The organism is Sphingomonas sp. JUb134, assembly GCF_004341505.2.
Taxonomy (GTDB): domain Bacteria; phylum Pseudomonadota; class Alphaproteobacteria; order Sphingomonadales; family Sphingomonadaceae; genus Sphingomonas.
On the sequence record NZ_SLYP02000001.1, the window covers coordinates 741,538 to 752,500 of the forward strand.

General features: G+C 70.6%; 11 protein-coding genes. 1 reads left to right on the forward strand and 10 read right to left on the reverse strand.

Features of this window, described 5'->3' with window-relative positions:
* Positions 1-33: 33 nt before the first annotated feature.
* The 10 genes from EDF69_RS03430 to fdhD all read right to left on the reverse strand — a co-directional run bounded on the left by EDF69_RS03430 (position 34) and on the right by fdhD (position 9,450).
* On the reverse strand, positions 34-444 hold the full coding sequence (locus EDF69_RS03430; protein ID WP_132884525.1) for a c-type cytochrome: 411 nt from the start codon (positions 442-444) through the stop codon (positions 34-36).
* Complete coding sequence (locus EDF69_RS03435) at positions 434-1,348, reverse strand: cytochrome c oxidase assembly protein (RefSeq protein ID WP_132884524.1); 915 nt, start codon at positions 1,346-1,348, stop codon at positions 434-436. The genes EDF69_RS03430 and EDF69_RS03435 overlap by 11 nt, the downstream gene beginning before the upstream one ends.
* Positions 1,336-1,674, reverse strand: a complete 339-nt coding sequence (locus EDF69_RS03440; RefSeq protein WP_132884523.1) for a hypothetical protein — start codon at positions 1,672-1,674, stop codon at positions 1,336-1,338. Before EDF69_RS03440 ends, EDF69_RS03435 begins: the two co-directional genes overlap by 13 nt.
* The gene (locus tag EDF69_RS03445) at positions 1,671-2,288 is read right to left on the reverse strand and encodes a cytochrome c oxidase subunit 3 (RefSeq protein WP_132884522.1); all 618 of its coding nucleotides are present in this window, start codon (positions 2,286-2,288) and stop codon (positions 1,671-1,673) included. The genes EDF69_RS03440 and EDF69_RS03445 overlap by 4 nt, the downstream gene beginning before the upstream one ends.
* The gene (locus EDF69_RS03450; protein WP_132884521.1) at positions 2,285-4,189 is read right to left on the reverse strand and encodes a cbb3-type cytochrome c oxidase subunit I; all 1,905 of its coding nucleotides are present in this window, start codon (positions 4,187-4,189) and stop codon (positions 2,285-2,287) included. Before EDF69_RS03450 ends, EDF69_RS03445 begins: the two co-directional genes overlap by 4 nt.
* The gene (gene coxB, locus EDF69_RS03455; protein WP_132884520.1) at positions 4,186-5,199 is read right to left on the reverse strand and encodes a cytochrome c oxidase subunit II; all 1,014 of its coding nucleotides are present in this window, start codon (positions 5,197-5,199) and stop codon (positions 4,186-4,188) included. The genes EDF69_RS03450 and coxB overlap by 4 nt, the downstream gene beginning before the upstream one ends.
* Positions 5,196-5,666, reverse strand: a complete 471-nt coding sequence (locus EDF69_RS03460; RefSeq protein ID WP_165890087.1) for a c-type cytochrome — start codon at positions 5,664-5,666, stop codon at positions 5,196-5,198. Before EDF69_RS03460 ends, coxB begins: the two co-directional genes overlap by 4 nt.
* 82 nt (positions 5,667-5,748) lie before the next feature.
* Positions 5,749-8,031 (reverse strand): FdhF/YdeP family oxidoreductase, encoded by a 2,283-nt coding sequence (locus EDF69_RS03465; protein WP_132884518.1) that lies wholly within the window; start codon positions 8,029-8,031, stop codon positions 5,749-5,751.
* A gap of 82 nt (positions 8,032-8,113) precedes the next feature.
* On the reverse strand, positions 8,114-8,647 hold the full coding sequence (gene mobA / locus EDF69_RS03470; protein ID WP_132884517.1) for an NTP transferase domain-containing protein: 534 nt from the start codon (positions 8,645-8,647) through the stop codon (positions 8,114-8,116).
* A complete protein-coding gene (gene fdhD / locus EDF69_RS03475; protein ID WP_425336581.1) occupies positions 8,644-9,450 on the reverse strand; it encodes a formate dehydrogenase accessory sulfurtransferase FdhD in 807 nt (268 codons plus the stop codon). Before fdhD ends, mobA begins: the two co-directional genes overlap by 4 nt.
* A 139-nt stretch (positions 9,451-9,589) precedes the next feature.
* Between fdhD and EDF69_RS03480 the strand changes: the two genes are divergently transcribed.
* On the forward strand, positions 9,590-10,819 hold the full coding sequence (locus tag EDF69_RS03480) for a molybdopterin molybdotransferase MoeA (protein ID WP_132884515.1): 1,230 nt from the start codon (positions 9,590-9,592) through the stop codon (positions 10,817-10,819).
* Positions 10,820-10,963: the final 144 nt, after the last annotated feature.

A 10,963-nucleotide genomic window follows, 5' to 3' on the forward strand; every position in this document is an offset into this window, starting at 1 on the left:
AACGGGGCGCCGGCCTTTGCCCTGCGCGGGTGGCTAACGCTTCAGCGTGTAGAGATAGGCAGCCATGTCGCGGGCGTCGCGCTCGGTGACGCCCTGGTCCGGCATGCCGTTGCCGGGAAGCACCTGCTGCGGCTGGCGCAGCCAGCGGGTGAGGTTCTTCGGATCGTTGACGAGGACGCCGGCGATCTCGGCGCGCAGAGCGATGCCGTTGAGCGCCGGGCCGGTGGTGCCCGTGGCGCCGGCGATGCCGGGGATGCGGTGGCAGGCGCCGCAATTGTAGCGGCCGATCGCGGCCTTGCCGGCCGTGGCGTCGCCGCCGGTCATCGCCTCCGCCTGGGTGCGGGTCTGGAGGCTATCCTGCCGGTAGATGCCGAACACCGAGGCGGCGCCCGCGATCGTCGCGATACCGGTGAGGATCAGCACGAAGCGCAGCTCAGACGGCATCGGCGGTCCTTTGCGGCGACGGCACGAGCAGCGTGCGGAACAGGGCGAGCGCGGCGACGAGGTGGACGAGACCGCCGGGCACCCACATGACGAGGCCGGCGACCTGCTGGTCCTCCGCCGGGGTCATGCCGAAGGGCGCGAGCGCGAGGCGCGCATAGCCCGGGTACCAGGGGGAGTCGGAGAAGGCCATCAGCGCCCCCAGCGCCCCCGTCACGAACGAAGTGACGAGCAGGCAGAAGGCGGCGAGCGCACGGTCGCCGAGCGCGCTCGCCCCGGCACCGCGCCGCCCGAGCATCGCCGTCCAGAACAGCAGCGCGCTGACGATGAAGCAGAGGTGCTGGGTGGCGTGCCAGCCCTCGCTCGCCAGCGCCACGTCGAACAGCGACGGCATGTGCCAGATCCACAGCACGGCCGCCTGGAGGAGCGTCGCGACGACGGCGCCCGTCGCCCAGGCGAAGGGGACCGACACCGCCCGGCTGGCGCTGATGCGGCCGAGGGTACGGCGGGCGGCGGCGGGAAAGGCCCAGAGCATCGCCGAGAGCGGTTCGGCCAGCACGACCAGGGGCGCGGCGAGCAGCATCAGCAGCTCGTGCTCGATCATGTGGGCGGTGAAGGAGCGCTCGCCCGCTTCGTGGAGCGGCGACACCAGCGCGCCCGCGAGCGTCAGCCAGCCGGCGGCGAAGAGCCACAGCCGCCGCTTGAGCCGGGGGCGGCCGCCCGCCGAGCGCCCGTAGAGGCGGCGCCAGCCGAGCCCGAACAGGACGGCGGAGAGCAGCAGGGGCACGGTGATCCACGGGTCCCAGGTCCAGCCGGGCGGCTCGCCATGGTCGTGGCCGCCGTGCGCGAGGGCGGCGGCGGGCATCGCGAGCGCCAGCAGCGGGGCGAGGCGGATCAGCTGACGCATGGCGGGACGATCAGCACGGCCAGCGTCTGGAAGGCGATGGCGAGCGCGAAGATGCCGGCGAGCAGCAGCGCGACGCGCGACAGCCAGGCGCGCGGCGGGGTCTGGTCGCCCGCCGGCCGCGCGCAGGGCCAGGCGATCGCCATGGCGAGGCCGCACACCGCAAGGCTGGCGAGACCCCAGGCGAGGCCGAGCCAGGGACCGACGGGGGCGCAATCGACCTTGAGCACGCTGCCCAGACCCAGTTCGAAGACGTACCAGGTGACAGGCGGCAGCAGCAGCGCCGCCCAGGGGCGCACGCGCGCCGCACGGGAGAGGGACTCGCTCACCCGAACCTCGGCGCCAGATAGACGAGCGCGCCGACCGGGATCCACGTCAGCACCACGAAGGTCCAGTAATTGGCATTGTCCTCGACATCGGCGAACTGATCGTCGCCGACCTCATGGGTGTAGAGCCACACGGATTGGACGGCGGTGTCGCCGATGTCGGTGATGAGGTGGCTGGTGTGCAGCACCAGCAGCATCCACGTCAGCGAGCCATAGGCATTGTCGTACCAGGTGACGTTGAGGTGCCCGAACTCGATGCCGCGCGGGATCAGCAGCAGGAGGCCGAGGACGGTCATGGCGAGCGTGCCGATGCGGACGCCGCGCTCGTTCTTGGCCTTGGCGCAGCGGCGGACCCAGAGGTTGGGGATTTCGCTGAGGAACAGGCCGAGCGTCAGCACCGCCGGCCACAGCAGGTCGGGCGGGCGGACGCCGTCGGGCGGCCAGCCCGCCGTCTGGCTCATGAGGTAGAGATAGGCGCCGGCGGCGAGCGCGAAGGCGGTGCCCTCGATCGCCATGAAGCCGATGTTGCCCCACCAGACGAGGTGGCTTGCGCCCGATGCGGTCTCGGGCAGGTTGGCGAGGTCGCCGACGACGCGGGTGGGGACGGCGTCGCTCATCGGTTGCGCGCCCGAAGCGGCCCGGTGGTCGAGCGCTCGCGCTGCGGCCAGAACCAGAGGGTGAGCCCGATCGCCACCGGCACCGCACCCCAGACCAGCGCCCAGGGGGTGAAGATGCTGCCGACGAACAGGATGGTGACGGCGATCGCGGCGAGCAGCGGGGCGATCGAGGGCGGCGGGCTTTTCTGACGATACTCGGGCGTCGCCTCCACGACCGAGGTCACCAGCACTTCGCGGCGATCGACGGCGAGGCCGGTCATGACGGCGAGTTCCTGCTTCTGCGTCCACAAGGGCGTGAGGCTGTCGACCACGGGCATGGCGTCGAAATTATGCTGGGGCGGGGGCGAGGGTGCGGCCCATTCGAGGGTGGAGCCACCCCAGGGGTTCGGGCCCGCTGCCCTGCCGCGGAAGTAGCTCCACGCTGCGTTGGCGACGAACAGCACGCCGCCCGCGACCGCGATCGCCGAGCCGATCGAGGCGACCATGTTGAGCGGGCCCCAGCCCATGCCCTCGCTATAGGTATAGATGCGGCGCGGCATCCCCTGGAGCCCCAGGATATGCATCGGGAAGAAGCCGAGGTTGAAGCCGCCGACGATCAGCCAGAAACTGATCTTGCCCCAGAGTTCCGACATCATCCGTCCCGTCGCCTTGGGATACCAATAGGTGAAGGCGCCGAAGAGCGGGAACATCGCGCCGCCGACGAGCACATAGTGGAAGTGGGCGACCACGAAATAGGTGTCGGTCACCTGCTGGTCGAGCGGGGCGGAGGCGGTCATGATGCCCGACAGCCCGCCGATCACGAAGGTGACGATGAAGGCGAGCACCCACAGGAGCGGCGTGTCGAAGCGCGGGCGGCCGCTTGCCAGCGTCGCGATCCAGCAGAAGATCTGGACACCGGCGGGCAGCGCCACGGCCATGCTGGCGGCGGTGTAGAAGTCGTTGCCGAGCCGCGGCAGGCCGACCGCGAACATGTGGTGGACCCATAGGCCAAAGGCGAGCGCGGCGATGGCGAGCATCGACAGCACCACCGCGGCATGGCCGAACAGCGTGCGGCGGGAGAAGGTCTCGACGATCACCGACACGAAGCCGGCGGCGGGCAGGAAGATGATGTAGACCTCCGGATGGCCGAACCACCAGAAGAGGTGCTGGAACAGGATCGGGTCGCCGCCGGCCGCCGCCGCAAAGAACTGGGTCGAGACGAGGCGGTCCGCGATCAGCATGCTCGTGACCATCATCACCGCCGGCAGCGCGAAGATCGTCATCAGCGAGGCGAGGAACATCGCCCAGACGAACAGCGGGATGCGCGCGAGCGTCATGCCGGGGGAACGCATCTTGAGCACGGTGGCGGCGATGTTGACCGAGGCGGCGAGCGCCGCGACCTCGGTAAAGGTGATCATCTGCGCCCAGATGTCGGCGCGGTGGCCCGGCGAATAGGCGGGGCCGGAGAGCGGCGGATATTCGAACCAGCCGAGATCGGGCGTGATGCCGAAGGCGTGCGGCACCCACAGCATCAGCACGCCGCCGAGGTACAGCCAGTAGCTGAACGCCGCGAGGCGCGGGAAGGCGAGCGCGCGCTGGCCGAGCATCAGCGGCACCAGCCAGATCGCCATCGCCTCCATCACCGGCACCGACACCAGGAACAACATGGTCGAGCCGTGGAGGGAGAAGCTCTCGTTGTAGAGCTGCGGCGTCATCCGCTCCATGTCGGGCATGGCGAGCTGGAGCCGCATGTCGAGCGCGAGCATGCCGGCGAGGAACAGCAGCAGCACCACCGTCAGGATGTAGCGCGCGGCGATCCGCTTGTGATCGACCGTGGTCAGGAAGCCCCAGATGCCGGGCGCATCGGCCCAGGAGACGTGCAGCGTGCGGAGTTCGACGGCCGGGGTGCGCGGATCGCTCATTTCAGGTCCATCAGATAGCGCGACACCGCGTCCGCATCGGCCGGCGACAGCGCGACGGGGGGCATCATCGTGCCGGGCTTCACCGCCTGCGGCTGAGTGATCCAGCCCTGGACGGCGCCGCGGCTCATGGTGAGGGTGCCGGCGGCGACCGAGCGGCGGCCGCCGAAATGGGTGAGGTCCGGCCCGGCGCGGCCGACCGCCTGAGTGCCGCGGATCGCATGGCACATGGCGCACTGGCCGCGGGTGACGAGCTGGAGCCCGCGGGCGGCGGCGGGATCGGCAGGCGGTGTGGCCGGGCGCCGCTGGCTCGCCAGCCAGCGGGCGAATTCCTCCGGCGTGTCGACCTTCACGTCGAGCGCCATGTGGGCGTGCTGGACGCCGCAGAACTCGGCGCACTGGCCGCGGAACCAGCCGGCGCGGGTGGGGGTGAGGTCGACGCGGTTGATGCGGCCGGGGATCAGGTCGAGCTTCTGCGCGATGTTGGGGACCCAGAAGCTGTGGATCACGTCGGACGAGCCGAGCGCGATCCGCGTCGTCTGCCCGAGCGGGAGGTGGAGTTCGTTGGCGGTCTCGATCCAGGCGCCGGTGGCGGGATCGCGATATTGGATCCGCCACCACCATTGGTGGCCGGTGACGCGGACCTCCAGCGCGTCGCGGGCGCGGGCGCCGGCGATGGTGCGCTCTACCAGAAAGCTGCCGGTGATGAGGACGGCGAGGCCGACGACGATCAGCGCGGCCCAGGCAACCAGCCCGCGGGTGAGGCCGCGGTCGGCCGGGTTGATGCTGGGCTCGCCCGTCTCGCTGCGGCGGCGTCGCGCGCGCAGCAGGCCGATGCCGAGCCCGGCCAGCACCAGCAGGTACATGAAGCCGCAGACGGCCATCATCAGCCAGAACAGCGAATGGATGCTTGCCGCCTGCTCGCCCGCGGGCGCGAGCGGCGACTGGAAGCCGCCCTCGCACGCCGAGAGCGCCAGCACCCCCGGCAGCAGCGCGAGCCTGCGCAGGGTCATGGCAGCACCGGCCCGGTCCAGTTGTCGCCCTGCGCCTCGCCGACCTGGTCGACGTCCTGGCGGCGGCGCTTCTCCGGCTTCAGCTGGGGAAGCGTGCGGACATAGGCGGTGATCTGCCAGAGCTGCTCGACGGGGATGCGATCGCCATAGCGCGCGTCGCCATGCCCCCGGGCGATGAAGCGATAGACTTGGTCGAGGTCGCTGCCATGCGCCCAGAGCCTGTCATTGAGGTTGAGCGCGCCCGCGGCATCGCTGCCGTGGCAGCTGCCGCAGCCGTACCAGGTGAAATAGCGGCCGCCTTGCGCGACCTGATAGGCATTGCGCTCGTAGCGGGCCGCGCGCGGATCCTGCGCGCCCGTGGGTTCGGTCTGCGGCAGGTCGGCACCGACCGTGCGCGACTCCGCGCTGCACCCGGCCAGGGCAAGGGCGCACAAGACGATGAAGGACGAGGATCTGTTGCCCGGCACCAAGCGAGCCTTGCCAATCCGGAAGAACCGGTCAAGCACACAGGTTGCTTGACCGGAAGTTGATTTCCGAAGGGCGACGCGATCAGGTGACGATCCGCACCGGCACCGCCTTTGCCGCGGGCGTCTTGGACTCCTGGTCGTGGTGGCTGAGCGGGATCAGCGCGTTCATTTCCGGATAATAGGAAGCGACGCAGCCGCGCGGCAGCAGGAACGGGGTGACGGTGAGCCCGCCGACCTCGCGATGGATGCCGTCCCCCGCATCGGTTTTCAGCCCCACGACCTGGCCTTCCGCCAGCCCGGCCGCGGCGATCTCGTCCGGATGCATCAGCAGCACGTCGCGGGTGCCCTCGATCCCGCGCAGCCGGTCCGAATAACCGTAGATGGTGGTGTTGAACTGGTCGTTGGAGCGCAGGGTCATCAGCCGGTAGCGGCCGGGCGCATCCTCGAACCCCGCGGCCGACAGGTGATCCGGCACGGTGAACTCGGCCTTGCCGCTCTCCGTCTTCCAGACGCGATCGCGCGCCGCATTGCCGCGGTAGAAGCCGCCGGGCGTGAACAGGCGCTCGTTGAACTTCGCGAACTCGTCGGGATAGGTCTGCTCGATCAGGTCGCGCACGCGGCCATAGTCGGCCACCCACTCGTCCCACTGCACCTTGGGATTGGGCGGCAGCGTCGCCTTGGCGATGCCGGCGACGATCGCGATTTCGGAGAGCAGGTGTTCGCTCGCCGGCTTGTTGTGCGCGACCGAGCCATGGATGCAGCTGAGGCTGTCCTCCATCGTCACCGTCTGCGGCCCGCTCGCCTGTTCGTCCACCTCGGTGCGGCTGAGGCAGGGCAACAGATAGGCGACCTGGCCGTTGATGAGGTGGCTGCGGTTGAGCTTGGTCGCGATCTGGACGGTGAGGCGCAGGCGCGTCCAGGCCTCCTCCATCTTCTCGCGCTCCGGGATCGCGCGGACGAAGTTGCCGCCCAGGCCGATGAAGGCCTTGATCTCGCCGCTCAGGATCTTTTCGCAGGATTCGACCGTGTTCATCCCCTTGTCGCGCGGGGGATCGAAGCCGAACAGCTCGGCGAGCTTGTCGAGCGGCACCAGCTCGGGCTTTTCCGAGATGCCGACGGTGCGCTGGCCCTGGACGTTGGAATGGCCGCGGACCGGCGAGCAGCCGGTGCCCTCGCGGCCGATGTTGCCCTTCAGCAGCAGCAGGTTGACGATCATCGCCAAGTTTTCAAAGCCGTGCACCTGCTGGGTGAGGCCCATGCCGTACATGACGATGGTGTTCTTGGCCTCGACATAGACCTGCGCGGCCGCCTCCAGATCGGCGCGCGACAGGCCGGATTCGGCCTCGATCGCCTCCCAGCTCATGCCCGCGACATGCGCCTTCAGCGCCTCGAACCCCTCGGTGTGCTGTTCGAGGAAGTCGACGTCGAGGACGTGGCGCTGCTCCTCGGCCCAGAGCTTCTCCTCGGCCGCGAGGATGTGCTTGATGAGGCCGGTGATCGCCGCGATGTCGCCACCGGCGCGCACCTGCAGATACTGGTGCGAGATCAGGGTGGGCTTCTTGAGGTGCAGCATCTCGGCCGGGCTCTGCGGATCGCGGAACACCTCCAGCCCGCGCTCGCGGATCGGGTTGAAGGTGACGATCTTCACCCCGCGCTCGACCGCCTCCTTCAGCGGGTGGAGCATGCGCGGGCTGTTGGTGCCGGTGTTCTGGCCGAAGAAGAAGATGGCGTCGCAGTGGTGGAAGTCGCTGAGCACGCTGGTGCCCACCGGCACGCCGATCAGCTTCTTGAGCGCGACCGAGGTCGTCTCGTGGCACATGTTGGAGCTGTCGGGCAGGTTGTTGTGCCCATAGAGCCTGGCGAACAGCTGGAAGAGATAGGCGGTCTCCAGGCTGGCGCGGCCGGAGGTGTAGAAGACCGCCGAGCCCGGATCGATCGCCCGAAGCTCCCGCCCGATGCCGTCGAACGCCTCCTGCCAGCTGCACGGCACATAGCTGTCGGTGGTCGCGTCATAGCGCATCGGATGGGTGAGGCGGCCGAGCTGCTCGAGATCATGGTCGCGCCAGGTCTTGAGCTCGCTGACGCGGTGGCGGGCGAGCACCTGCGGCGTGCAGCGGCGGCTGGTGAGGTCCCAGAGCGTGGCCTTGGCGCCGTTCTCGCAGAATTCGAAGCCGTGGGGGTGTGCGGGCTTGGTCCAGGCGCAGGATACGCACATGAAGCCGCCGGGCTTGTTCTGCCGTTCGAGCGTGCGCAGCGCACCGGGACGGTCGACCTCGCGCATCCACGTCTCGGTGATGCCGCGGACCGAGCCCCAGCCGCCTTCGGCACCCTTGTAATGTACGGTGCCCTTCTTTTCCTCGTCCATCGCCGCAGCTCCTCCCCGCCCCGGCCGGGACGTGCCTTTGAAAAGGCACAACGCCCCGGCACCCGGAAAGGATGCAGCGCGATCACCTGGCCAGTTCGGCGAGGTCCGCGGGCGTGTTGATGTTGGGGATCGGCTGCGAAAGGGAAAGAACGGTGGCGCCCGCAGCCGCGCCCCAGCCGCGCAGCGAGCGGCGCGGGTCGGTAGCGAGGAAGGCGTCGAGGGCGGGGGCGAGGGCGCTCGGCCACCAGCCGATCAGCGGCATGGCGTCGAGAAAGCTGGCGCCGCCGGGCGCCCGCAGCCGGGCGACCAGATCGTCGGGGAGCAGCGGCGTGTCGCAGCCGACGCTCACCACCCCGTCGAAGCCCTGTTCGCGTGCATGGGCGAGCGCGGCGGCGAGGCCGCCGAGCGGACCGAGGCCGGGAGCGGGGCGGTCGGGCAGGTGGAGCAGATCGGGGAGGAGCGGCACGCCGCCGCAGACCGCCACCGCTGCGACCTGGGGTGCCATCGCGCGGGCGGCATGGGCGATCAGCGGCTCACCGCGGAGCGTCGCCAGCGCCTTGTTGGAGCCGAACCGGCGCGCCTGGCCGCCGGCAAGGATGGCGCCCAGGATCCTCACGGCGTGTCCGGCAGCAGCAGCATGGCGTCGGAACGGGCAAGCACGATCAGCCGCAGCCCCGCGTCGCGCGCCCGGACGATGGCGAGGCTGGTCGGTGCCGAGATCGTCACCAGCGTGGGGCAGTCGGCGAGCGCGGCCTTTTCGACCAGCTCATAGGAGCAGCGCGACGACAGCAGCGCAAAGCCGCCCTCCCAGCGAAGCCCCTTGCGCAGCATTGCGCCGATCAGCTTGTCGAAGGCGGTATGTCGGCCGACATCCTCCCGCACGAGCCGCACCGCGCCGACCGCGCTGACCAGCGCCGCGGCGTGCACCGCGCCGGTCACGCGATTGAGCGGCTGGTGATCGCGCAACGCCTCCAGCGCGGCGAAGATCGCGGTTTCGGCGGGAGCGGGGGCGGCGGGCACGCGGCGAAGCGGCCGGATCGCCTGTTCTAGATTCTCGATCCCGCACAGGCCGCAGCTCGATTCGGACACGCGGTGGCGCACGCGCTCGACGACGGCCGCGGCCCGGGACGGAGCGAGCGTCACGCGCAGCACCAGCCCCGCGTCGGCCGGGTGGCAGTCGATGTCGACGATCTCGTCCGCCCGCCCGATCAGCCGTTCGGAGAGCGCGAAGCCCGTGGCGAAATCCGCCAGGTCCGCAGGCGTCGCCATCACGACCGCATAGCCGAGGCCGTTGAACTCGATTGCGAGCGGGCGCTCCAAGGCGACCGGGCGCTCGACCGCCACGCGGCTGCCGTCGGCGCGGACACAGACCAGGGTCTCCACGACCGAACGGCCGGTTTCGGCAAGCTCCTGGGTCACGCGGCGTTTCCTTGGGCGGTGGATCGAATGCTGTTGGACGAGCACCACCGGGCGCACAAGCCGGGTATAACCGTAATTCGGGCTGGCCAGGGTACCGAGCGATGCGCCAGACGTCGCAAGGACAAAGCAGGAAGTGCGCATGCCGCTGGAAGAAAAGTCGTCCGCCCCGGTCCCTTGCGCGGCCGATTTGAGCTTCGATGCCGCGCAGGCGCTGCTGGCGGCGGGGGCCGTGCCGCTCGGTACCGAGCGGGTGCCGCTGCGCAAGGCAGGGCGACGGGTGCTGGCCGAGCCGGTGGTCGCCGCCTTCGATTCGCCGCGGCGGGACACGGCGGCGATGGACGGCGTGGCGGTGCGCGAGGCGGACCTGGCGGACGGGACGCGGCGCCTGGCGGTAGCGGGAGCGGCCTATCCGGGCGCCCCCTTCACCGGAACGGCGGAGGGCGCGGCGGTGCGGGTGACGACCGGGGCGGCGCTGCCGGCCGGGACCGACCGGGTGGTGCCGGTGGAGCTGCTGGCGCAAGCGGATGGGTGCGTGCTGCTGCCGGAGCGGCTGCCGGACAAGCGCCATGTCCGCCCGCGCGCGTCCGACTTTGCCGCGGGCGCCCCGGTGCTGGCGGCGGGACGCATCCTCGACCCGCGCGCGCTGGTGGTGGCAGCGGCAGCCGATGCGGCGGAGGTGGTCGTGTGGCGGCGCCCGCGCGTGCACGTGATCGCAAGCGGCGACGAGCTGGTGCCCCCGGGCCAGGCGGGGGCTGGGGACGGGCTGCTTCCCGACAGCCTTTCGGAGGCCCTCCAGCTGCTGGTGCGGCAATGGGGCGGGCAGCCGGGCGGCGCGACCCGCGTGCCCGACGATGCCGGCGCGATCACGGCCGCGGCGCAGGCGGCGTTGGCGGACTGCGACATTCTGGTGATGGCGGGCGGCGCGTCGCGCGGCGAGCGCGACCTCGCCCGCGCCGGCCTCAAGCCGATGGGGCTGGAGACGGACTTCGCCGGCGTGGCGATGAAGCCCGGCAAGCCCGTGTGGCACGGCCGGGTGGGGGCGAAGCAGGTGCTGGGCCTGCCCGGCAATCCTACCGCGGCGATGACGGTCGCGCGGCTGTTCCTGGTGCCGTTGCTGACGGCGCTGGAAGGGCGGGGCTTTGCCGCCGGGCTCGACTGGCAGCCGATGCCGTTGGCGGCGGGAGCCGAGGCGGGCGGATCGCGTGAGGCGTTCCTGTGCGCGGCGCGGACATCGGGCGGCGTCACCATCCTCGATCGCCAGTCGGCGGCGTCACAGGCGATGCTGGGATTGGCCGACCTGCTGGTGCGGCGCCCCGCAGGGGCACCGGCGCTGGCGGCGGGGGAGCGGGTCGAGGCGCTGCGCTTCTGATCCCCGGGGCGACGGGCGCCAACAGTGCCGTGCGGGGCCGCAGGAGCCTTTTTCCGCGTTCGCGGAACAAATTTCAAAAAACTGCAATCGAATCGCTTGACGGTATCCGACCCCTCCCCTAAATGCCTGTTCACCGGACGGGGC

What these genes read in the sequence shown, in the direction of transcription:
- EDF69_RS03430 (WP_132884525.1), bottom strand. Translation starts at nt 444, where the DNA reads ATGCCGTCTGAGCTGCGCTTCGTGCTGATCCTCACCGGTATCGCGACG.
- EDF69_RS03435 (WP_132884524.1), bottom strand. Translation starts at nt 1,348, where the DNA reads ATGCGTCAGCTGATCCGCCTCGCCCCGCTGCTGGCGCTCGCGATGCCC.
- EDF69_RS03445 (WP_132884522.1), bottom strand. Translation starts at nt 2,288, where the DNA reads ATGAGCGACGCCGTCCCCACCCGCGTCGTCGGCGACCTCGCCAACCTG.
- EDF69_RS03450 (WP_132884521.1), bottom strand. Translation starts at nt 4,189, where the DNA reads ATGAGCGATCCGCGCACCCCGGCCGTCGAACTCCGCACGCTGCACGTC.
- coxB (WP_132884520.1), bottom strand. Translation starts at nt 5,199, where the DNA reads ATGACCCTGCGCAGGCTCGCGCTGCTGCCGGGGGTGCTGGCGCTCTCG.
- EDF69_RS03465 (WP_132884518.1), bottom strand. Translation starts at nt 8,031, where the DNA reads ATGGACGAGGAAAAGAAGGGCACCGTACATTACAAGGGTGCCGAAGGC.
- EDF69_RS03480 (WP_132884515.1), top strand. Translation starts at nt 9,590, where the DNA reads ATGCCGCTGGAAGAAAAGTCGTCCGCCCCGGTCCCTTGCGCGGCCGAT.